Origin of the sequence: Salinivibrio sp. IB574 (genome assembly GCF_001996205.1) — a bacterium.
Lineage (GTDB): Bacteria > Pseudomonadota > Gammaproteobacteria > Enterobacterales > Vibrionaceae > Salinivibrio > Salinivibrio proteolyticus.
In genome coordinates this window covers 1-23,816 of sequence record NZ_MUFN01000025.1, presented here as the reverse complement: position 1 = coordinate 23,816, position 23,816 = coordinate 1, and the positions used below count along the sequence as shown (strand labels likewise).

18 protein-coding genes are annotated in these 23,816 nt (G+C 52.9%); 9 read left to right on the top strand and 9 right to left on the bottom strand.

The window, feature by feature from the left end; all coding sequences use genetic code 11:
• Positions 1-178 precede the first annotated feature (178 nt).
• From argH to argC, 4 genes are all read right to left on the bottom strand, one after another.
• On the bottom strand, positions 179-2,059 hold the full coding sequence (gene argH / locus BZJ17_RS12630; protein WP_077640962.1) for an argininosuccinate lyase: 1,881 nt from the start codon (positions 2,057-2,059) through the stop codon (positions 179-181).
• A 35-nt stretch (positions 2,060-2,094) separates the two neighbouring features.
• Positions 2,095-3,306 (bottom strand): argininosuccinate synthase, encoded by a 1,212-nt coding sequence (locus BZJ17_RS12625; protein ID WP_069589858.1) that lies wholly within the window; start codon positions 3,304-3,306, stop codon positions 2,095-2,097.
• A gap of 62 nt (positions 3,307-3,368) precedes the next feature.
• On the bottom strand, positions 3,369-4,148 hold the full coding sequence (gene argB, locus BZJ17_RS12620) for an acetylglutamate kinase (protein ID WP_077640961.1): 780 nt from the start codon (positions 4,146-4,148) through the stop codon (positions 3,369-3,371).
• Positions 4,149-4,157: 9 nt separating this feature from the next.
• The gene (gene argC, locus BZJ17_RS12615) at positions 4,158-5,168 is read right to left on the bottom strand and encodes an N-acetyl-gamma-glutamyl-phosphate reductase (RefSeq protein ID WP_077640960.1); all 1,011 of its coding nucleotides are present in this window, start codon (positions 5,166-5,168) and stop codon (positions 4,158-4,160) included.
• 529 nt (positions 5,169-5,697) lie between these two features.
• Here argC and ppc point away from each other — a divergent pair.
• The 3 genes from ppc to BZJ17_RS12600 all read left to right on the top strand — a co-directional run bounded on the left by ppc (position 5,698) and on the right by BZJ17_RS12600 (position 10,416).
• Complete coding sequence (gene ppc / locus BZJ17_RS12610) at positions 5,698-8,331, top strand: phosphoenolpyruvate carboxylase (protein ID WP_077640959.1); 2,634 nt, start codon at positions 5,698-5,700, stop codon at positions 8,329-8,331.
• 183 nt (positions 8,332-8,514) lie between these two features.
• Positions 8,515-9,792, top strand: a complete 1,278-nt coding sequence (locus BZJ17_RS12605) for an O-acetylhomoserine aminocarboxypropyltransferase/cysteine synthase (RefSeq protein WP_077640958.1) — start codon at positions 8,515-8,517, stop codon at positions 9,790-9,792.
• A gap of 63 nt (positions 9,793-9,855) precedes the next feature.
• Positions 9,856-10,416 carry a PadR family transcriptional regulator gene (locus BZJ17_RS12600; protein ID WP_077640957.1) on the top strand — a complete coding sequence of 187 codons (561 nt, stop codon included), beginning with the start codon at positions 9,856-9,858 and terminating at the stop codon, positions 10,414-10,416.
• 52 nt (positions 10,417-10,468) lie between these two features.
• Here the strand turns inward: BZJ17_RS12600 and metF are convergent, their stop codons facing one another.
• The 3 genes from metF to metB form a co-directional block, all read right to left on the bottom strand.
• A complete protein-coding gene (gene metF / locus BZJ17_RS12595) occupies positions 10,469-11,368 on the bottom strand; it encodes a methylenetetrahydrofolate reductase (RefSeq protein WP_069589847.1) in 900 nt (299 codons plus the stop codon).
• 251 nt (positions 11,369-11,619) lie between these two features.
• Positions 11,620-14,061, bottom strand: a complete 2,442-nt coding sequence (locus BZJ17_RS12590; RefSeq protein WP_077640956.1) for a bifunctional aspartate kinase/homoserine dehydrogenase II — start codon at positions 14,059-14,061, stop codon at positions 11,620-11,622.
• Between the two features lie 69 nt (positions 14,062-14,130).
• Positions 14,131-15,288 carry a cystathionine gamma-synthase gene (gene metB / locus BZJ17_RS12585; protein WP_077640955.1) on the bottom strand — a complete coding sequence of 386 codons (1,158 nt, stop codon included), beginning with the start codon at positions 15,286-15,288 and terminating at the stop codon, positions 14,131-14,133.
• Between the two features lie 172 nt (positions 15,289-15,460).
• On the opposite strand from metB, the gene metJ reads away from it, so the two are divergent.
• Positions 15,461-15,778: a met regulon transcriptional regulator MetJ gene (gene metJ / locus BZJ17_RS12580; protein WP_069589843.1), complete on the top strand. Its 318-nt coding sequence runs from the start codon at positions 15,461-15,463 to the stop codon at positions 15,776-15,778.
• Positions 15,779-15,873: 95 nt separating this feature from the next.
• Here metJ and BZJ17_RS12575 read toward each other — a convergent pair whose 3' ends face one another.
• A complete protein-coding gene (locus tag BZJ17_RS12575) occupies positions 15,874-17,127 on the bottom strand; it encodes a malic enzyme-like NAD(P)-binding protein (RefSeq protein WP_077640954.1) in 1,254 nt (417 codons plus the stop codon).
• Positions 17,128-17,379: 252 nt separating this feature from the next.
• A complete protein-coding gene (gene rpmE, locus BZJ17_RS12570; RefSeq protein ID WP_077640953.1) occupies positions 17,380-17,595 on the bottom strand; it encodes a 50S ribosomal protein L31 in 216 nt (71 codons plus the stop codon).
• Between the two features lie 218 nt (positions 17,596-17,813).
• On the opposite strand from rpmE, the gene priA reads away from it, so the two are divergent.
• The 5 genes from priA to hslU form a co-directional block, all read left to right on the top strand.
• Positions 17,814-20,012: a primosomal protein N' gene (gene priA / locus BZJ17_RS12565; RefSeq protein ID WP_077640952.1), complete on the top strand. Its 2,199-nt coding sequence runs from the start codon at positions 17,814-17,816 to the stop codon at positions 20,010-20,012.
• Between the two features lie 146 nt (positions 20,013-20,158).
• On the top strand, positions 20,159-21,196 hold the full coding sequence (cytR, locus tag BZJ17_RS12560; RefSeq protein WP_256388328.1) for a DNA-binding transcriptional regulator CytR: 1,038 nt from the start codon (positions 20,159-20,161) through the stop codon (positions 21,194-21,196).
• A gap of 71 nt (positions 21,197-21,267) precedes the next feature.
• On the top strand, positions 21,268-21,819 hold the full coding sequence (locus BZJ17_RS12555) for an SPOR domain-containing protein (RefSeq protein ID WP_077640951.1): 552 nt from the start codon (positions 21,268-21,270) through the stop codon (positions 21,817-21,819).
• Positions 21,820-21,986: 167 nt separating this feature from the next.
• Positions 21,987-22,514: an ATP-dependent protease subunit HslV gene (hslV, locus tag BZJ17_RS12550; RefSeq protein ID WP_069590834.1), complete on the top strand. Its 528-nt coding sequence runs from the start codon at positions 21,987-21,989 to the stop codon at positions 22,512-22,514.
• Positions 22,515-22,525: 11 nt separating this feature from the next.
• A partial coding sequence (hslU, locus tag BZJ17_RS12545; protein WP_077640950.1) for an HslU--HslV peptidase ATPase subunit occupies positions 22,526-23,816 on the top strand: 1,291 nt, incomplete at its 3' end.

Below are 23,816 nucleotides of genomic sequence, written 5' to 3'. Positions count from 1 at the left end.
ATGGTCATTGCGCGTGACGCTTCTGTGACAAACCGTACAATGTAACAGTTTGTAAGCCACTCAATTTGATGAAGTTTTTATGACAGAGGCAGGTGAAAAGGCTGCGGCTTAATCCACTCGCAGCCTTAGGGAGACGCAATAACGACACGGACGCCGTCACGCGATAGACAGTGTCACCCTACTCCAATGCAGAGAAGGTTGAGATTGTCGCCGGCCCAGCAATGTTATAGGTCAGAGCCACTTCGTCACAAGCGTGAAAGCGCGGACAGATTTCACAATCTTTCATCACTTTCTCAGGCAGTTGCGATTTCGACACTGGGGTAAAGCCTAATTGGGTGAAAAACTCGGGCACCCGGGTGAGGACAAAGACTTGCTCGATCGCCATTTGCTTGGCTTTTTTAATCAAGTGCATCATCAATGCGGTACCGTGACCTTGGCGCTGCCAGCCTGCTTCGACCCCTAAAGAGCGAATTTCTGCCAGCCCTGAGTCGTAAATATACAGCGAGCCGCAGCCAGTCAAATCCCCTTGATGCTCGGAGACCGCAAACAGGCCAATATTGCGCACCAATTCATGGCGGTCTCGAGGTAAGTTCTCCCCCAACTTCGCCCAATACACCACCATGCCTTCGATGGTATCGAGGTCGGTGAGCCTTGCCGAGCGCACCGTGACTTTGGGGGTAAAGCGCTTATCCAAACGCTTTTGTGCTTCTTGAATAGCAAAGCTAACCTGCTCGGGCGCGACCCCACCGAGTGCACGACGTTGAGCCAAGCAGGATTCAATCGTGAGCATGGCATACACATCGTCTTCAATGACCGGTGAGAATTGCTGCAAGGTGGCAAGCGGCAGTGCTTCCAATGCACAACCTTGCTCGATGGCAGACACCACCGCCACGCCCACAATATGGTGCGCTTCACGGAACGGGATCCCTTTGCTCACCAAATAATCGGCCAACTCGGTGGCATTGGCATGACCTTGCTGCGCCGCCTGCAAGGTTTTGTCTTTGTGAATGGTGATACCTTCAAAACACAACGCGGCCATATCTAAGCAATCGTGCCACGTATCCATCGCATCGAAGAGCCCTTCCTTGTCTTCTTGCATATCCTTGTTATAAGCCAGTGGCAAGGCTTTGACCGTCATCATCATCGCCGACAAGGTGCCATAGACGCGGCCGGTTTTGCCGCGGATAAGCTCTAGCGCATCGGGATTTTTCTTTTGTGGCATCAGCGAGGAGCCTGATGTCACCGTATCGGCTAGCTCGATAAACCCAGACTCGCCCGAGTTATAGAAGATCATATCTTCAGCCATCCGTGATAAATGCAACATCGAAATTGACGCCGCAGACAGCATTTCCATCACATGATCACGGTCCGAGACTGAGTCAAGGCTATTACGGGTGGCCCGCTCAAAGCCCAGTTGTTGTGCCAAGGCATCGCGGTCAATCGGGTACGCGGTGCCTGCTAGCGCGCCGGATCCTAACGGGCAGGTATCCAGACGATTAAGCGCATCTTGTAAGCGGGTGGTGTCGCGCTCAAACATCTCCAGATAAGCCAAACACCAATGGGCAAAGGTCACTGGCTGAGCACGCTGCAAGTGGGTGTAGCCGGGCAGCACGGTATCATGGTGCTGACTGGCCACATCCACCAGCTGCTGCTGAAGCTTGTCGAGAGACAGTAAGATTTGCTGGCCTTGCTGGCGACACCAGAGTTTGAGATCCGTGGCAACCTGATCGTTGCGTGAGCGTCCGGTGTGAAGCTTTTTGCCCAAATCCCCGACTTTATCGATCAGTTGCTGCTCAACCCAGCTGTGAATATCCTCGGCCTCTGAGCTTAAGATTTGCTTCGGGTTTTCCATCACCGACAACTTGAGCTCATTGAGCGCGAGCTCCAATTGCTGTTGCTCGTCATCACTCAGCACGCCCACTGAACGCAAGGCTTTGGACCAAGCAATGGAGCCCACAATGTCTTGCTCTGCTAGGCGATAGTCAAAGCGCAGTGAATCATTAAACGCTTGAAACCGTTTGTCTGCTGCTTGACTAAAGCGTCCGCCCCATAATGCCATGCTGTCTCTCCTTACTGCTCACGATGCTTTTTTAATTAGGATTGTTTTTGTTTGTTCAGCGTCCGAATCCGGCTCGACAGCGAATACAAACGGATAAAGCCTTCGGCATGGCTGTGATCGTAGACATCGTCATCACCAAAGGTGGCAAAGTCTTCCGAGTACAAACTATTGGTTGAACGCTTTTGGACCACTGTCGCTTGGCCTTTATAGAGTTTGATCACCACCTCGCCCGTTACCGGCGCGGCAAGAGAATTGGCCGCGGCAAGAATAGACTGGCAAAGCGGGGTAAACCAACGCCCATCATAAATCAGGTGAGACGCTTTTAAACCGAGCTCCTCACGGAACTGATAACTCTCTTTATCCAGCACCAATTGCTCAACACCACGTAGCGCTTCCATAATGATGGTGCCCCCCGGGGTTTCATAGCAGCCGCGGGATTTCATTCCCACCAAACGGTTCTCAACAATATCAATCCGTCCTACCCCGTGGGCGGCACCTTTGTCGTTCAGCAGCGTCAGCACGTCATAAGGCGACATGGACTCACCATCGACTGAGACCACTTCCCCGCTTTGCACCCCTAAGGTAACAAACTCGGGCGTATTGGGTGCCTCTTCCGGCGCCACTGTCCATACCCAGCAATCTTGGTTAGCCGCAGTCCAAGTATCTTCCAGTACACCGCCTTCGGTTGAGACGTGCCAAGCATTGGCATCACGTGAATAAATTTTCTCAAGGCTCGCCGTGCAGGGAATATCACGGGCGGCCAAGTAATCGAGCAAGGCCTCACGACTGGTGAGATCCCACTCCCGCCACGGCGCAATCACTTTCAGTTGCGGCGCCAGCGCAGAGAAGGTGCTCTCAAAACGAACCTGATCGTTCCCCTTGCCGGTACAGCCGTGGCAAAGTGCATCCGCTCCAACCTCAAGGGCGCACTCGACCTGCGCTTTGGCAATGATCGGACGCGCCATCGAGGTACCTAGAAGGTATTTGCCCTCATACACCGCACCGGTTTTCAGGCTGGGGTAAATATACTCCGCCACCATTTCGTGTTTCAGATCGGCGATAAAACACTGTGATGCCCCAGAGGCGAGCGCTTTTTGCTCAATGCCTTCGAGCTCTTGTTCGCCTTGACCGACGTCGGCAACAAAGGCCACGACCTCACAGTCATAGTTCTCTTTTAGCCATGGAATGATGGCCGAGGTATCCAATCCACCCGAATAGGCCAGTACAACTTTATTTACCTTGCTCATCTTGCTCTCCTTAAATCCTGATGTGACGGTTCGACGGTTTCGTCGCGTCGTTATACGTCTTATTAACTGGCGCTAAACCGAGTGCCGATTTGCTGGCCATCGAATAATTGAGTGAGTTTTTCTGGGTAACGCCAGGTGGCAATCTCCACCGGTTTACCCAGTTCGCGGGCGGCGGCAAACGCCGCGTTGACCTTGACCACCATGCCATCGGTGATCACGCCTTTTTCCATCAAGTGCTGCGCATCTAACTCGGTGAGGCAAGGCAGCAAGTGCCCTTTGCCGTCTAATACGCCGCTGACATCCGACAGCAACACCAGCTCCGCCCCGAGAGTGGTTGCCACCGCTACCGCCGCTTGGTCGGCATTGACGTTCATCAGCTCACCTTGGTCACTGATGCCAATCGAGCTAATAATGGGGACACAATCCGCGGCCAATACCGCCTGCAACAGGCTAGGATCACCGGCGCTGGCTTCCCCCACTGCACCTAGCTCAGGGTCCAGCTGGCTGACCTGACACAAGCCGCCATCGGCCAAGCTCAAACCACAGCTTTTAATCTTCGCCTTACGCGCTTCGGCGAGTAGCAGCTTATTCGCCGTCCCGGCTAAGGCACCGGTGACATAGTCAATCTGGTCGACTGGTGTGACCCGTAAGCCTTGTTTTTTCACACTGGTGAGGGCGAGTTTTTTCAGCAGATCATCAACCAAGTAGCCGCCACCGTGCACCAGCACTAGTGGACGCTCAGCCTCACTGCGATAAGTGTTCATCGCGCCGAAAACCTTGGCGAGGGTCTCGCTGCAGCTCAGTGCCGCGCCGCCTAATTTAATCACTAATGGCGTTTCCATCCGTTTCTCCTAGACAATCGCTGTGGTTTCGGCAAAGCCAAACTTAAGGTTTAAACACTGCACGGCTTGGCTGGCCGCGCCTTTCAGTAAGTTATCAATCGCACTGGTGAGGATCAGATGCCCATGCGCGGCCTGATAGCCTATGTCGCAAAAGCCGGTGTATTGCACCGCTTGTAGCTTGGCCACCTCGCCGGCTGGGAGCACCCGTACCAGCGGCGCATCTTGGTAAGCCTGGGTCAGTGCCTGCCTCACCTCCGCCTCACTAACACCTAGCGCTAATTTGGCGGTAATGGTGGCAAGAATGCCGCGTTTGTAGCTGCCAAGGTGCGGGGTGAAAATCACCGGCGTATCAAGGTGTGCGGCAATCTCTGGCTGATGACGATGAGAAAACACCCCGTAGGCATGCAAGCTCACTTCGCAAAAACTGTTGGTCAGGCTCGCTTTGCGCCCCGCGCCCGTCACGCCGCTGGTGGCATTGATCACCGGCCACATTTGTTTATCCAACAAGCCTGCATCCAGCACGGGTTTGAGCGCTAACTGACTGGCGGTGGGGTAACATCCCGGCACGGCGACCAGCTGCGCTGCCGATAATGCTTCCTGTTGCCACTCCGCCAAGCCATACACGGCTTGCTCAAGCCATGTCGGTGACTGATGCGAAAAGCCGTAATTGGTAGGATAAAAATCGGCTTGATTGACCCGATACGCCCCCGATAAATCAAACACCACGCAACCCTGGGCAAGGAAAATCGGCGCCAATTCATGACTGACCGCGTGCGCAGTGGCTAAAAACACCACATCAGCTTGCTTAGCGACATCCTGTGGCGAGGACAGCGGCATCAGTGGCATATCCACCACGCCACGCAGTTGACCGTGCAACGCGCTCACAGGACGATTAGCGTCTTCACTGCCTGCCGAGACATATAAACCAGCCAAGTGCAATTGCGGATGGCGATGGACAAGGGCGACAAGCTCGGCTCCTGTGTAGCCACTGGCACCGACAATAATGGTGTTAAGTGTCATGGGTGTCTCTCTTTATAGGTGTTTAAGGCGTGCTGCGGGGCAGCAGAGTATCGAGGGCGTAGCCGATAGCCACGCAAAGCAGGCTAGCGTCGTCGAGCAGAAAGGGCGTTGTGTTTGTCTGCGAGTGGCATCATGGTCAACTCTCAAAAAATATTTTTATTCATAAATAGTGAATGGTTATTTTTTATCGCATTCCCGTTTGGCCGTCAACCCCAAAAAGCGTAAAAAATCACTTTTAATGTCTATTCATTCATATTAGAGCAATAATTCCATCTAACCATGCAAATAACACTACTGCCATTCACGAGAAAGTCGCGATACAGCGGGCGCGGAGAAGCCCTCGGGAGGATGGCAAACCTGAAAGCTGAAACTTTTTTTCAGCTTTTGGGGTAGCTCTATGATAAGCATCAAATCCGGCGGCCAGTTTTCGCGCTAATTTGCGGTTAAGTTGACCCGATCGCGCAATATTCGCTAGATTGGTTCTTTACAGTCACAGTAGGATGTAACTTTGTTACAGAATGGATACGCTATGAACGAAAAGTACTCTGCCTTAAAAAGCAATGTCAGTATGCTTGGCCGTCTGCTGGGTAACACCATCCAAGATGCCCATGGTCCAGCACTCTTAGAAAAAGTTGAGGAAATTCGTCAGCTCTCAAAATCGGCTGCCGCTGGCAATCAGGATGATCATGCTAAGCTGAAAACCGTGCTGCAAAACTTGCCGGCTGACCAACTGCTTCCGGTCGCCCGCGCCTTTAGCCAATTTTTGAATCTGACTAATATCGCCGAGCAATATCACACCGTCTCGCGTCAATGCGACGCGCTGGAGTGCAGCCCGGATGCTATCGACGATTTACTCCGCCGTGTCAGCCAAGGTGAGATTAATGCCAATGACGCGCAACAAGCGATCGCCGATTTAAAAATTGAGTTAGTCCTGACCGCTCACCCAACCGAAATCGCACGCCGTACCACCATTCATAACCTGGTGCAGATTAATAAGTGCTTATCGAAGTTAGAGCTCAGTGAACATTTGGGGGCGGCAGAGCGTGCCAAAACGGAGAAACGTCTTGAGCAGTTGATTGCACAAGCATGGCACACCGACGTGATTCGCCAAGAGCGACCAACCCCGCTTGACGAAGCCAAGTGGGGCTTTGCGGTGATTGAAAATTCACTGTGGCAAGCAGTGCCCGCGTTTTTACGCCAATTTGATCAGCAGCTTGAAAGCCACCTCGACATTAACTTGCCCATTGATGCCAAACCGGTACAAATTTCCTCGTGGATGGGCGGCGACCGCGACGGTAACCCCTATGTTACCAGCGACGTTACCCGCGAAGTGATGCTGTTATCACGCTGGAAAGCAGCGGATTTGTATTTGCGCGATGTGCAAGATTTGATCAGTGAGCTGTCGATGACCCAGTGTGATGACACTGTGCGTGAGATGGCCGGCGAGGCACACGAACCGTATCGCGCCATCCTCAAAACCTTGCGCAGTCAGCTAACCCACACTTTGAGCTATTTGGACGCCAAACTGAAAGGCGAACGCGCCTCCTCACAAGGGATCCTGACCGACACCCAGCAATTGTGGCAGCCTTTACTGGCGTGTTACCAATCGCTCCATCAATGTGGCATGGGCATTATTGCTGACGGCAAGTTGCTTGACCTACTTCGCTGCGTGCAATGCTTTGGCGTGCACCTGATCAAGCTCGATATTCGCCAAGAAAGTACCCGCCATGCCGATGTGCTCTCAGAAGTAACCCGTTATTTGGGGATGGGCGATTACGCCCAATGGAGCGAGCAAGACAAGCAAGCCTTCCTGACTCGCGAGCTGGCGTCTAAGCGTCCGTTGTTGCCACGTGATTGGTCACCCTCGCCTGAGGTACAAGAAGTGATCGACACTTGCCGAGTGATTGCCGAGCAGCCGCGTGAATCCTTGGGCGCCTATGTCATTTCGATGGCTCGCACCGCTTCCGACGTGCTGGCTGTCCACCTATTGCTGCAAGAGGCCGGTTGTCCATTCCGCATGGACGTGTGTCCGCTATTCGAAACCTTGGACGATTTGAACAATGCCGAAGCAGTGATTGGTGAGCTACTGGCCATTGATTGGTATCGAGGCTTTACCCAGAACTTCCAAATGGTGATGATCGGTTACTCGGATTCGGCCAAAGACGCTGGGGTGATGGCCGCCGGTTGGGCGCAATATCGCGCCATGGAAGCACTGGTCAATTTATGTGATGAGCAAGGGGTTAATCTCACCCTTTTCCACGGTCGTGGCGGCACCGTAGGTCGCGGTGGTGCACCCGCGCATGCAGCTTTGCTCTCACAACCTCCGCGCAGCTTAAAAGGCGGTTTGCGGGTGACCGAACAAGGCGAGATGATCCGCTTTAAATTGGGTCTGCCTGACGTCGCCGTCAACAGCTTAAACCTGTACACCAGCGCCATTTTGGAAGCGAACTTGCTGCCACCGCCGGAGCCTAAGCAGGAATGGCGTCAGCTGATGGATACCTTAAGTGACATCTCCTGCCAAGCCTACCGTGATGTGGTGCGTGGCCATGAGCAGTTTGTCCCTTACTTCCGCTCCACCACCCCGGAGCTTGAATTAGGCAAACTGCCGCTGGGGTCACGCCCGTCCAAACGCAACCCCAACGGTGGTGTGGAAAGCTTGCGCGCGATTCCTTGGATTTTCGCCTGGAGTCAAAACCGTTTATTGCTGCCGGCTTGGCTGGGGGCGGGACAGGCTATCGATCACGCTATTGCAAAAGGCCATAAAGCTCAACTGGAAGAAATGTGTCGCGAATGGCCGTTTTTCTCTACCCGTCTCGGCATGCTGGAAATGGTGTTTACCAAAACCAACCTAGACATTGCCAAGTACTATGATCAGCGCTTGGTCGATGAAAGCCTCTGGCCGCTAGGTGAATCCTTACGTGAGCAATTACGCCAAGATATTCAGGTTGTGCTGGCAGTAGAAAATAGCGATAACCTGATGGAGCAAAACCCGTGGGGCGCTGAAGCGATTCGCTTACGTAATATTTATGTCGAGCCGCTCAATATGCTGCAAGCCGAGCTTTTATACCGTACACGGCAATCGGAACAAGGCGATCAGTCACTCGACGATGCCTTGATGATTTCCATTGCGGGAATTGCCGCGGGGCTGCGCAATACCGGTTAATCCTTGATAGTAGAGCCGTACCCTAGGGTGCGGCTTTTTTGTTTTTGCACAAAGACGACGCAGAGGAAAGACTGACCATAGACTTTTTTATGCAAAGCCACAGCTAATGCTTGCTGTTGCATTGATAATATTATTACTATTGAAGGCCGCACTGACGCGACCCAACAACGCAAAGGAATTGCCATGAAAGACGAAACCCTCTCGATTCATCACGGCTACCAGACCGACCCCACCACCAAATCGGTGGCAACGCCCATCTATCAAACCGTCGCTTACGAGTTTGACAATGCGCAACATGGTGCTGACCTGTTTAATCTTGATGTGCCGGGCAATATCTACTCACGGATAATGAACCCGACCAACGACGTGTTGGAGCAACGGGTGGCGGCATTAGAAGGCGGTATTGCGGGACTGTGTGTCAGTGCCGGTGCGGCGGCCATCACCTATGCGATTCAAACCCTCGCCAAAGCCGGTGATAACATCGTCGCCACACCACAGCTTTACGGTGGCACCTATACCTTGTTTGCCCACATGCTCCCCGAGCAAGGCATCGAGGTGCGTTTTGCCGCGAGTGACGACGCCAGTGCGATTGAGGCGCTGATTGATGACAACACCAAAGCGGTCTATTGCGAGTCGATTGGCAACCCGGCCGGCAATATCGCCGACATTGAAGGCTTAGCCAAGGTTGCCCATGCGCATGGGGTTCCGTTGGTGGTCGACAATACCGTGGCCACACCGGTTTTGTGTAAACCGATTGAGCATGGGGCCGATATCGTGGTGCACTCACTCACCAAGTACATTGGCGGTCATGGCACCACCCTTGGCGGTATGATTGTCGATGGCGGCACCTTTGACTGGGTAGCACATCAAGCCCGATTCCCGCAATTCTCACAACCGGAGCCTGCCTATCACGGCGTGGTTTATAGTGAGACATTTGGCCCAGCCGCATTTATTGCCCGCGCACGTACGGTGCCGCTACGTAACAGTGGCGCGGCACTCTCGCCGATGAACGCTTTTATGTTGATGCAAGGGTTAGAAACCTTGAGCCTGCGTATGGAGCGCCATTGCGAGAACGCCAAAGCCGTGGCCGATTACCTAGCCAATCACCCTGCCGTGGCGTGGGTGAACTATGCCGGCCTTGAAACGCATCCGCATTATTCGCGCGCCCAAACGCTGATCCGTGGTGGATTGCCCGCGTCACTGTTGTCGTTTGGCTTGAAAGGTGGCTTTGATGAGGGTGTGCGCTTTTACGATGCACTGAATTTATTTAAACGTCTGGTGAACATTGGCGATGCCAAGTCGCTCGCGTGTCATCCTGCTTCGACCACTCATCGTCAGTTAAACGAGCAGGAGCAGGCCGCGGCCGGCGTCACACCAGAAATGATCCGTCTTTGTGTCGGCATTGAGCATATTGATGACATCATTGCCGACCTTGAGCAGGCCTTGAGTTTGGCGAAATAACCCAAAGAAGGTTATCGCATTCCGGGCGACCTATTGTTGTACGACTAATTGTGGATAGAAGAGATGTCACTACCCCATGTAATACTGACGGTGCTAAGCAACTGCGAGGCCACGGGTTACGATATTACCAAGGCGTTTTCCACTAGCATTAGCTATGTATGGAAAGCCAGCCATCAGCAAGTGTATCGCGAGCTTACCAAGCTCGCAGAAAAAGGGGCGGTGAGCTGCCGCTTGGAGCCACAGATGGGTAAGCCCGATCGCAAGGTCTATGCCATTACGCCAATCGGCACTGACATGTTGCAAACTTGGCTACTCAGTGAGCCAAAACTTGCCCCCGAACGGGATGAGTATGTCGCACGTCTGTTGAGCTGTGAGGTGCTCGACCCATCCCCCATGCTAGGTCATGTTAATCAGTTAATTGCCGAATCGCAGCAACTCCTCAACCATTACGCCATGATTGAGCAACGCGAATTTGGTCAAGCCAGCCCGCTTACCAATCAGCAGCGCCTGCTGCGTTTAGCCTTGCGTCGTACCATTCATCAACGCCGCGCTTGGCTGGCTTGGGCACAGGAGGTACGCGACGAATTGACTATGCTAGCGCCTCACGAACCTTGCTCGGCATAAATTGCACACCACACAACACGCAACCTCAAAACGCCCCATTGTGGGCGTTTTTTTATGAGACAGCGGCAAGCGGACGCACGCCCAAGGTATGACATAAGGCATAGGTGAGCTCGGCACGATTCAAGGTGTAGAAATGGAAATCTTTCACCCCTTCCCGACTGAGGACACGCACCATGTCGATCGCAATCGAGGCCCCAACCATCTGACGCGTAACAGGATCATCCTCTAGACCTTGATATTGTTTGTGCATCCATTGCGGCACGCGCACATTGGTCATCTTGGCAAAGCGCGACGCCTGCTTAAAGTTGGAGACCGGCAAAATACCCGGCACAATTTCGACATCAATGCCCGTCGCCACACAACGATCACGAAAGCGCAAATAGCTTTCGACATCGAAGAAAAACTGGGTAATCGCCCGGCTGGCTCCCGCGTCCACTTTGCGCTTGAGGTTAATTAAATCCGCTTGGGCGCTTTTCGCTTCTGGGTGCACTTCGGGATAAGCGGCGACCGAAATATCAAAATCATGCTCTTCTTTGAGCAAGCGCACCAAATCAACCGCATACATATCGGGCTTTTTCTCTGGCGAGGGTAAATCCCCGCGTAGCGCCACAATGTCGCGAATGCCGTTTTGCCAATAGTCGCGGGCAATATGACGCAGCTCGTCTTCACTGGCGTCAATGCAGGTCAAATGTGGCGCCGCGGCGATACCCGTTTGTTCATGAATACTTTTCACAATGTCGTGGGTGCGATCGCGCTCGCCTGAATTGGCGCCGTAGGTCACTGACATAAATTTAGGTTTGAGCGCTTTTAAGCGATGCACGGAGTTCCAAAGTGTCTCCTCCATGGTTGGGGTACTCGGCGGAAAAAACTCAAATGAGACGTTAATGTCGCCATTTAGGTCAGCAATGTTCTGATTCAGTGCATCAATGTGGCCAGCGTGCGTGTAGCTCATACCCTCTCCCTGCAACCAATATGGTGTGTGCGATGATGTGCGTTTTGGTTTATACGTTTAGACGTCCATATGTCTAAAGATTGGCGTTATCCGGCGAGAATGTCAACGATACATTAATGAAAAAAACTCATAACGTTATGAATCAGGCCGTCGGGATCAGTATGGTGGAAAAGCCGTCGATGCGTGGCAGAAAAAAGGCTGCTCAACGTATCATTGAGCAGCCTAGTCAACGTGGAATACAAATGCGCTAGCTAGTGGAGACGTCCAATCAAACGGTTAAGATCGGATTGAATCGCGCCTGCGGTGACATCACGCCCCGCGCCGGGACCACGAATGACTAATGGATTTTCGCGATACCATTGGCTCTCAATCGCAAAGACATTGTCACACGGCAGTAGATGCGCCAGCGGGTGCTCAATCGGCAGGGGTTCTAAGCTGACTTGCGCTTTACCTTGGCCGTCTAAACGTGCCACATAACGTAGCACCGAGCGGTCGCGTTGTGCTTTCATTAAGCGTTCATGCAGCACCTCATCCATTTGGCTGGCATTATCTAAAAAACCGTCCAAAGAAAGCGCTTGCAGCGCCTCTGGCACTAACGACTCCACTTTCACTTGTTCCGGCTCTAACGCCATACCGGCCTCACGCGCTAATATCACCAGCTTGCGCACCACATCCGCGCCGGAGAGATCTTCACGCGGATCAGGCTCGGTTAACCCTTGCTGCCAAGCCTGCTCAAGCAACACACTAAACGGAACCTCGCCGCTAAATTGTAAAAATAGCCACGAGAGTGTGCCGGAGAAAATGCCAGATAAGGCTAGGATCTGATCGCCACTTTCCTGTAAATCTTGTACCGCGTAGTTAATGGGTAATCCCGCCCCGACGGTCGCGTTGTAGAGCCAATGCCGTCCAGTTTTGGCAAAGGCCTGCTGAATAGCATGATATTGCTCTGCCGGTGCCGCCCCCGCTTCTTTATTCGCCGAGATCAAATGAAAGCCATGTTCGGCAAGGCGCGGATACAAGTATGCGAGTGATGCACTGGCAGTGACGTCCAGCACAATCACATCGTCATAGGGATGATTGAGCAGGCGGGTAAGCCATTCGTCATCAAAATACGGCTCGCTTTTGTCATCGAATCCGTCTAATACACGGCTAGGATCGATACCGGCAAAATCCAACCATTGGTTGCGACTATCCACCACAGAGATCAATGAGACCCCTTTACCATGGCGCTTCTCCAACGCTGTTTTTTGCTCGGCAAAGAGGCTGAGCCAGCGGGTACCAATGTTACCTTTTCCCACCAACACCAAACCGATGCGGCGCTGAGCCTGAAACAGCGCATCGTGCATCCCCGCCACCAAGGCTTGGGTCTGCATTTGACGCAAAATCGCAACCAAGCTAAGCCCAGACGCCGACTCACTCATAAACTCGACAGGGTGTGCTTTCAGCTGTTGGTAAAAGCCGTGGCAATGGACGGGGTTATTGACGACACCGGCCCCCACTGCCGCCACCATGCTAAAGCCCTCACGCAAACGCAATTCCGCAGACAGACCCGCATCCTGAATCTGTGCCATCACGGTATCGATCACTTCTGCACTGAATGCCAATTGAATGCGATGCTGGTCATCACGGTAATCGACAGCCAGAGGTTGCAGCTTGAGCTGAGTCAGGGTGCGGCTTAGCTCCTGCTTAAACGCCTGAAAGTCGAGGCCGCGTGCGACATCAAACTGCAACAGACAGACATCATCTAGCGCCGTAATAATCTTTGCGCCACGCCCAGAGGCGAGCACACGTTCGATACGGGTTGAGCCACTGTCAGGTGCATGCGTACAGCGTAAGGTAAGATCGGTGGCACTTTGCGCCACCGGCTGTAAGGTGCGGCTATGGAGCACAGGGGCAGCAAGACGTGCCAGCTCAGCCGCCTCATCCAATCGAATCAAAGGTAACAAACAGGCATTATCGACATGACGCGGGTCGGCACTGTACACCCCAGCCACGTCACTCCAAATCGTCACCCGACTCACCCCGGCCAAGGCACCTAAAATGGTTGCCGAGTAGTCGGAGCCATTGCGGCCAAGCAGCACGGTTTCTCCCGCTTGGTTTTGTGCCATAAAGCCCGTGATCACCACTTGGGTGTGGGCATATTGGGATAACTGGTTGTTCAGCAATGGCCAAGACGCTCCCCGATCAACTTCTGGCTGCGCTGCTCGCTCTGCACGTAGACACAGACGTGAGTCCAACATCACAGCGGGTTGCTGGTGCTGGCTGAGCAAGCTCGCCAGTAAGCGGGCCGACCATACCTCGCCAAACCCTTGAATACGCGCCTTATCTGCGTCAGTCAGCGAGCCCTCACCCAAGGTCGCAATCGTGGCGATGTCAGCATACAAGGCATCGACAAGGCGCTGCTTGTCTTCCCCATCAATAAGATTTTCAATTAAATCTTGCTGAAAGCCACGCAAGGTCTGTAGCGTTTCATGGGCGAGGCGACCGTCTTTGTTGAGCTGAGCCAGATAAGCAATTAATTGGTTGGTGGTTTTGCCTGCCGCGGAGACCACAATCAAATCTTGGCGGCCCGCGTGGGCGGTCAATACATCGACAACCCGACGATAGCAGGCGGGCGACGCTAAGCTGCTGCCGCCAAATTTATGAAGTTGTCGTTGTGCTTCAGGGGACGTCTCCGTCGATTGCGCATGCATGACAAGGTCTCTCTTTGTCTAACCAAATATCAGGGTAAAGCAAGGAACAGCGCCGTAACGTTGTTCAGGTTACGCGGCCAATGCCGCAAAAGCGTGGGCCAAATCAGCGATGAGATCATCCGCATCTTCCAATCCGATTGAAAAGCGCAGCAAGGTCGGTGCGATACCCGCTTCCGCTTGCGCCGCATCACTCATCGCCCGATGTGTCATGGAGCCTGGGTGTGTGACCAAGCTTTCTACACCGCCTAACGACTCTGCTAAAGCAAATAGCGAAAGGCCTGCGATAAAACGCGCCACCCCGTCACTGTCGGTATCCAATTCCAAGCTCAGCATACTACCAAAGCCTGATTGCTGACGGGCAGCAATTTCGTGACCCGGATGGGTCGTGAGTCCCGGATAATAGAGTTGGCGCACAGCAGGAACCGTTTGCAAATAGGCGAGTACCGCTTGCGTGTTTTGCTGGTGTTGTTTAACCCGTGCGCCTAAGGTACGCAACCCTCGCAATGTCATATAACTGTCAAACGCGTTGCCCGTGGCTCCTATACAGTTGCCCCACCACGCTAAGGTTTCGGCAAGTTCACTGGTTGCTGCAATGACCGCGCCACCGACAATATCAGAATGCCCATTAATAAATTTGGTGGTCGAATGCACCACCATGTCGGCCCCTAGCGCAAGTGGTTGCTGTAAGGCGGGAGATAAAAAAGTGTTGTCAACCACCACCCAAGCACCAACTTGATGCGCTTGTTGGCAAATATCGGCAATATCGACCACGCGCAGCAGGGGGTTCGATGGGGTTTCCACCAGCACCAACGTCGGTGATTCTGCCAAGGCACTCGCCAAGGCGTCTGGATCGGATTGGACGACAAATTTAACCTGCCAAATTCCCTGCTTGGCTCGGGACTCAAGCAACCGGTACGTGCCACCATAACAGTCATGTGGGGCCACAATTTTGTCACCCGCATTCAATAGCGATAACACCAAATTAATCGCGGCCATCCCACAGTTGGTTACCACCGCACCTGCGCCCCCTTCTAGATCAGTCAATGCTTGCTCTAACTGCGCGCGGGTCGGATTCCCTCCGCGTGCATAGTCATAGGTGGGCACATCCCCAAACGCAGGAAAGCGATAATTGGTCGAGAGATATAAAGGGGGGACCACCGCATGATGTTGCGTGTCGGTGCCAATGCCAGTTCTTACAGCGATGGTGTCAGTTTTTTTTCGGGTCATGGTTCATCCTTGCGATGTGGTGCGCGAGCCAGCGTTGTTATCCTCACCTTACCCTGCACTTTTTGAGACGTCAACACTTCTAGACGTCTATACAGCTTTGCATGTGGCGGTTAATATAGCTAGAATCTCCGCAGCATCATTCTGGGTATTCAATAATCAAGATAGGTGAGACATGGCGCAGTGGAACGGCGATTACATTAATCCGTATGCCGAGCATGGTAAGAAAAAGGAGCAGGTGAAAAAAATCACCGTTTCTATCCCACTTAAAGTTTTAAAAATTCTCACTGACGAGCGGACACGCCGTCAGGTTAATAACCTGCGTCACGCGACCAACAGTGAGCTGCTGTGTGAAGCATTTTTGCATGCTTATACCGGCCAGCCATTGCCAACCGATGACGATATTCGCAAAGACAAGCCTGACAGCATTCCTGCTGAAGCGCGTCAGATCATGAAAGAATTAGGTATCGAGTTCGACGATAGCGAATACTAAAAAAACCCGCCGATTGGCGGGTTTTCTGTCATCATAGGTGCTCGGCACAACCTTTTCAGGTTTTATGAGAGCACGTTTTTCCTAACGCTCACGCATTATGCCTTGTCGAGCATATAGTTGTCTGGCATCTCGATACGGGCGACGCCAGTTTCAACCGCTGCAAGTGCCACCGCGCGAGCCACGCGTGGCAATAAGCGTGCATCCATTGGCTTAGGAATAATGTAGTCTGGGCCAAAATGCAGCGCATCAACACCTGCCGCGTCCAATACCGACTGTGGGACAGGCTCTTTCGCCAAACCACGGATCGCCTCGACGGCCGCCAGTTTCATTGCATCATTAATTTCACTGGCACGCACATCCAACGCGCCACGGAAAATAAACGGGAAGCAGAGTACGTTGTTGACTTGGTTTGGATAATCCGAGCGCCCTGTCCCCATGATCAAATCATCACGGACTTGATGCGCGACCTCTGGATTAATTTCAGGATCTGGGTTCGAGCAGGCAAAAACAACCGGCTTATCGGCCATCAGTTTTAATGCCTCTGGCGAGAGTAAGTCTGGCCCTGACACACCCACAAACAAATCAGCGCCCTCAATCACATCTTCGAGGGTACGTTTGTCGGTATTGTTAGCAAACAATTGCTTGTACTTATTGATGTCGTCGCGACGGGTGTGGATCACGCCTTTTCGATCCAGCATGTAGATTTTTTCGCGTTGCGCGCCGCATTTGATCAATAGCTCCATACAGGCAACGGCCGCGGCACCAGCACCGAGGCACACAATGGTGGCTTCACCAATATCTTTGCCTTGCAGCTCAAGAGCATTCAGCATACCCGCTGCGGTAACAATCGCGGTACCGTGCTGATCATCGTGAAAAACAGGCACTTCACAACGTTCAATCAGCTGCTTTTCAATTTCAAAGCAATCCGGCGCTTTGATGTCTTCTAGGTTGATACCGCCAAAGGTATCCGCGATGTTCGCGACGGTATCCACGAATTCATCGATAGTACGGTGTTTGACTTCAATGTCGATCGAGTCCAAGCCAGCAAAACGCTTGAACAATAAAGCTTTACCTTCCATGACGGGCTTTGAGGCCATTGGCCCTAAGTTACCCAATCCCAAAATGGCGGTACCGTTTGAGATCACCGCAACCATGTTGCCCTTTGCGGTGTATTGATACACAGCGTCTGGGTTCTGAGCGATTTCACGGACCGGCTCTGCAACGCCTGGGCTGTATGCCAACGCCAGATCCGCCGCCGAGTCAGCAGGCTTGCTCAATTCAACAGAGATTTTTCCGGGAGTAGGGTATGCATGATAATCCAGCGCTTGCTGGCGTTTATCGTCCGACATGTAGTGTTCCTAGTTATTATCGTGAAGGGATGCACCAATATCAGCTGGGAAGGCTGCTGATATCAGCAACGCTATACTCAAACCACAAGGTAGATTCAAGCAAGATAGAAGATGTTAACGCAGTGGCTAAAGGTCCACCAGTCCAAAACGGTCCCGAACGTTAACCTCCGACCTCTCGACGTTAAAAAGGTGACGACGGGATCAAAAAAGGGGCGCTTTCGCACCCCTTTTTCGCATTCGGCTGTTAGCGGCTTATTTTTTGCTGCTAAGGGCACCGAAACGCTTCTTAAAGCGGTCAACACGGCCACCGGTGTCAACGATACGTTGCTTACCAGTGTAGAATGGGTGACATTTGTCACACACGTCTAGGTTGATGTCTTTACCAAGAGTGGTGTTGAACGCGAATTCGTTGCCGCAAGAACACTTAGCATTGACAGCTTTGTACTCTGGATGGATACCAGCTTTCATAGGGATAACCTCATATTAAAGGCCGTGTCGCTCTCCCGATCCTAAGCCGGGCACCACACGTCGTTAACAAACATTTTCTAAGGCGCGCAATTCTAATCAAGCGACCTCGATTTCGCAACTTTTTTGTGCAATCTCCCTTTTACTTGTATCCCACGACAAGGCTTTGCCTCCCTGAGTCAAGCCGTTACACTGAGCATCTTGTTAGCCGATAAGATGTTGTGATGGAACAGTTTGCACAAGTGGCCTTACCGGTCCCGCTGGCGAAAACATTTGATTACCGGATTACCGAACACGTCCCTGTGGTGGGAGCCCGTGTGAAGGTGCCTTTTGGTCGCCAGCACAAGGTCGGTATTGTTACTGCCATCACCACCAGCCCCAGTGTTGCCGCCCATCAAGTCAAGACAATCACTGAAGTATTGGATGACGCGCCACTTTGGACTCCCGCCGTTTATCACCTTTTGCAATGGGCAAGCCGCTTTTATCATCATCCACTTGGCGATGCGATGGGCGCAGTGATGCCAACGCTGCTGCGTAAAGGTCGACCCGCAGCGCTTAAGCAGCAAAAATGGTGGCAACTGACCGAAGCCGGACAGAATCAACCGGTAACCGGGCTTACCCGCGCGCCAAAGCAAGCGCGTGTGTTAACCCTGCTCACCCACGGCCCGGCCCCACATGCCGACCTCGTGGAGCAAGACATTACCCCCGCTGTGATTAACGCCTTGGTCGATAAGGGTTGGATCGCGCCTTATACCCCACCGCTTGAAAGCAAAGCTTGGGCACGGCACTTTGCCATCAGTGAAGACAAGCCATCACTGAATCATGAGCAAGCCATGGCCGTTGCTACCATCAACGCCAGCGATGGCTTTGCCTGTGTACTTTTAGAAGGTATTACTGGCTCAGGCAAAACCGAAGTGTATTTAAACGTCTTAGAGCCGGTATTATCCCGCGGCGAGCAGGCGTTAATTTTGGTGCCAGAAATTGGTCTCACCCCGCAAACCATCCGCCGATTCGAACGTCGCTTTAACGTCCCAGTTACCGTGATGCATTCGGGACTTAATGATACCGAGCGACTGAACGCGTGGCTGGCGGCTCGCGACAATCACGCTGCAATTGTGATTGGAACTCGCTCAGCACTTTTCACCCCGATGGCGAACCTTGGCATCATCATTATTGATGAAGAGCACGACCCCTCATATAAGCAGCAAGACAGCTTTCGCTACCATGCACGCGATCTGGCGGTAATGCGCGGTCATGAGGAAAAGATACCTGTGGTGCTCGGTTCGGCGACACCGTCGCTGGAAACGCTGCACAATGCACAAACGGGAAAATACCAATACTTACGCTTGACCCAACGTCCGGGCAATGCAGTCACCGCCCGCCAAGGGGTGCTCGACATCAAAGGCCACCATCTTGAGGCGGGCTTATCGGCACCCTTAATTGCCGAAATGCGTCAGCACCTTCAGCGGGGAAATCAGGTGATGTTGTTTTTAAACCGCCGTGGTTATGCGCCTGCAATGATGTGTCACGAATGTGGCTGGCTCGCCAGTTGTCAACGCTGTGATGCCTACTACACCCTCCACCAACAGCATCAAGAGTTACGCTGCCACCATTGCGGGCATCAAAAACGCGTGCCGCCCCAATGTGGGGATTGTGGTTCGACACAGCTGATCAGTGTGGGCGTGGGGACCGAGCAACTCGAAGCCCAGCTGGGCGAACTGTTTCCCGACTACAATACGGTCCGTATCGATCGCGACAATACCCGACGCAAAGGCAGCCTAGAGAGCTATCTCGCCGGCATCGAAAAAGGTGAGTATCAAATCCTACTCGGTACCCAAATGCTTGCGAAAGGTCATCACTTTCCCAATGTCACCTTAGTGGCGCTTGTCGATGTGGATGGCGCCTTGTTCAGTAATGACTTCCGCGCCCCAGAGCGTCTCGCGCAGTTGATGGTACAAGTTGCCGGGCGAGCTGGCCGCGCCAGTAAACCCGGTACGGTGATTTTGCAAACCCACCACCCTGAGCACAATCTCATTCAAGCGCTGATCCACAAGGGTTATCAGGCGTTTGCTGACTCTGCATTGGCAGAACGTCGCCAAGCGTGGCTGCCTCCTTATACCTTCTTAAGCCTGTTTCGTGCCGAAGGGCATGAGGACAACAGCGTGCAGCAATTTTTACAGCAAGTCCGACAAACCTTGGCCGCCTCACCCATTCAACATGATGAGGTACACATTATGGGGCCGATGCCTGCGCCGATGGCGCGACGCGCAGGGCGTTATCGCTGGCAACTGCTGATCCAGGCACCGTCACGAAAAGTGATGCAACAATGGCTCACCGTTGCCTTGCCCGTCATCCAACAATTGCCCTTGTCGCGCAAAGTTAGATGGTCATTAGATGTTGAGCCGCAAGACCTTTCTTAACATTCCCTTGCATTAAAGCGACGTAGATCACGGTTTCTTTGCAATAAGTGTTAGCTTGTTCGTATTTATATGGGCCAAGCCTAGGTAGAATACCTTCGCAAATTGACGCATCCTAGACAGGTCAGAGGAGTGAATAACTTACTGATCTGACTAACCCAGACAACAAGAGGACTGTCATTATGGCGACAATGAAGGACGTTGCCCACATTGCCGGTGTATCTACTGCCACGGTCTCGCGCGCACTGATGAACCCTGAAAAGGTGTCTGCATCCACGCGTAAGAAGGTCGAACAGGCCGTGGTTGAAGCTGGCTACTCCCCCAATTCACTCGCGCGCAATCTTCGCCGCAATGAGTCTAAGACCATTGTCGCGATCATTCCGGATATCTGCGATCCCTACTTTAGTGAGATCATTCGCGGTATCGAAGAAGCGGCGATGGAACACGGCTACTTGGTCTTGCTTGGCGACAGCGCCCAGCAGCAAAACCGTGAAAACTCCTTTGTGAATTTAGTCTTTACCAAGCAAGCCGACGGCATGCTGCTCTTGGGCACGGATGTCCCATTTGATGTCAGCAAGCCAGAGCAAAAGAATCTTCCCCCTTTGGTGATGGCCTGTGAATATGCGCCAGAGCTTGAGTTGCCCACCGTGCATATCGATAACCTCACCGCGGCGTTCGAGGCAGTCAACTACCTTACCCAAGTGGGGCATACCCGTATTGCCAACATTACTGGCGCAACCCATACGGCACTGACACAGTTCCGCACCCAAGGCTACCAGCAAGCACTGCGCCGGGCTGGGATCACGGTTAACCCCGCCTACAGTGTGACTGGGGATTTCAGTTTTGCGTCTGGTGCTCGCGCCATGACAAGCCTGTTATCCCTGCCTGAACCCCCTACCGCCGTATTCTGTCATTGTGATGTGATGGCAGTGGGTGCCATGCAGCAGGCAAAACGCTTGGGCATGCGTGTGCCGCAAGATATTTCTATTGTCGGCTTTGATGACATTCAATTCGCTGAGTACTGTGATCCACCGCTTACCACGGTATCACAGCCTCGCTATGACATTGGTCGTCAAGCAATGCTGATGTTACTCAGTATCTTACGCGGACGAGATGTGAACGCTGGCTCTCGCTTACTGGATGCCAAATTGGTGATCCGTGAGAGTGTCGCGCCCCCGTCTCGATAGTAAGACTAGTCAGCACGGGTTGAAGCCAGTAACATGAGCGCTTTACTGGCTTCTTGATTTGATTATTTGCTGTGGCAACTCGTGATTACGTCAAACGTGGCAAAGCGCCACGCAAAAAAAACTCCCGTCGCCAACCACCGGCTCGTAAAGGTTTCCCGCTAAAATGGGCACTGCTTGCGATCGCGCTCTTGGGCGCGTTTGGCTATGGCTTATACCTTTTGAGCCAAACCGATACGCCGGCGCCAGCGCAACCTCAGCAACCCACTGCGCCGGCGAAGCCGCAGCCGAAAAGCACCTTGCCTGAAAAGCCCAAAGAAAAATGGAGCTACATCGAAGAGCTGGAAAGCAAAAAGGTGGAGGTTGAAGCGAAAGAAATTCCTCAATCAACCCGTCCTTACCTGATGCAATGTGGCGCGTACCGCAGCCGCGAACAAGCCAGTGAGCGTAAAGCGATGATTGCTTTTCAAGGTCTTGAAAGCCAAATCAAAGTCAGCCAAGGCGAAAAAGGCGCTTGGTACCGTGTGGTGCTCGGCCCTTACCCACGTAAACGCCAGGCTGAGCGAGATCGCAACATGCTACGTCGTGCGGGTATCGAACCCTGCGCCATCTGGTATTGGGAATAATCCGTTTGTCCTGCTCTACCGGTCCGTTTTTTAGTCGGACCGGTAAGGCATCGGTGGCAAGACAGCGCGAGGAAATATTACCACTCCCCTTGAAAACCCTCGTCCGCGGCCCAAACTCTTAAGGTAATCACCCATCTGGTGCACCAGAAACAAACAAAGAGGTTCCCGTGACTACAATCGTCTCCGTTCGCCGCGAAGGTAAAGTGGTCATTGCTGGCGATGGCCAAGTCTCCCTTGGTAACACTGTCATGAAAGGCAATGCACGCAAAGTTCGCCGTTTATATAACGGCCAAGTATTAGCTGGTTTTGCTGGCGGTACGGCGGATGCCTTCACCCTATTTGAGCGCTTTGAACGCAAACTCGAATTGCATCAAGGCCATCTCACCAAAGCGGCGGTTGAACTCGCCAAAGAATGGCGTACCGATCGCGCCCTACGCCGGCTCGAAGCCTTGTTGGCGGTGGCGGATGAAACCGCGTCACTGATCATCACTGGTAACGGCGATGTGGTCGAGCCTGAGCGTGATCTCATTGCGATTGGCTCGGGTGGCAACTTTGCGCAAGCCGCCGCTGTCGCCATGCTCGAAAATACAGAGCTGGGCGCCCGAGAAATTGCCGAAAAAGCCCTCGCGATCGCTGGTGATATTTGTGTGTTCACCAACCAGCATCACACCATCGAAGAACTCGAGAGTAAATAACAGGATTTGTCATGTCTGAAATGACTCCACGCGAAATTGTGCATGAGCTTGACCGCCATATTATCGGCCAAGATAAAGCCAAACGTGCGGTGGCGATCGCACTGCGTAACCGCTGGCGCCGTATGCAGCTGCCAGAAGATCTGCGTGCGGAAGTCACGCCGAAAAACATCCTTATGATTGGCCCGACGGGTGTGGGTAAAACCGAGATTGCTCGCCGTCTGGCGCGCCTTGCCAATGCGCCTTTCATAAAAGTCGAAGCGACCAAGTTCACCGAAGTCGGTTATGTGGGTAAAGAGGTGGAAACCATTATTCGCGATCTCGCGGATGTGGCGATGAACATGACCCAACAGCAAGCGATGGAGAAAGTGAAATTCCGTGCTGAAGAGCAAGCGGAAGAGCGCATCCTCGATATCTTACTGCCACCAGCCCGTGACGCTTGGGGGCAAAATGAAGCCAGTCAGGAAGACTCTTCAACCCGTCAAAACTTCCGCAAAAAGCTGCGTGAAGGCAAACTCGACGATAAAGAAGTAGAAGTCGACGTTGCCGCTCCACAAATGGGCGTTGAGATTATGTCGCCTCCCGGCATGGAAGAAATGACCAACCAGCTACAAGGCATGTTCCAAAACTTGGCAGGCAACACCACCAAAAAGCGCAAGATGAAAATCAAAGACGCGATGAAGGTGTTGACCGAAGAGGAAGCAGCCAAGCTGGTCAATCATGATGACATCAAAGAGCAAGCCATTCATGCGGTGGAAAACAATGGCATCGTCTTTATTGATGAAATCGATAAGATTTGTAAATCCGGTAACACCAGCGGCGGTGACGTATCGCGCGAAGGGGTGCAACGTGATCTATTGCCGTTAGTGGAAGGCAGTACGGTCTCGACCAAACACGGCATGATCAAAACTGATCATATCTTGTTTATCGCCTCAGGCGCATTCCAAGTGTCACGTCCGTCTGATCTGATCCCAGAGCTGCAAGGCCGTCTGCCAATCCGTGTTGAGCTTGAAGCCCTATCAACCCATGACTTTAAGCGTATCCTCACTGAACCAAACGCCTCGCTCACCCAGCAATATACAGCCTTGCTGAAAACCGAAGAGATTGATCTAGCGTTTGAAGAAAGTGGTATCGATGAGCTCGCTTCTGCCGCTTGGCGCGTGAACGAGAAAACCGAAAACATCGGTGCTCGTCGTCTGCATACACTGATGGAGCGTTTGATGGAAGACGTCTCGTACGAAGCCAGCGAGCGCGCCGGTCAAAGCGTGACAGTGGATGCCGAGTACGTGCGTAGCCACCTTGAAG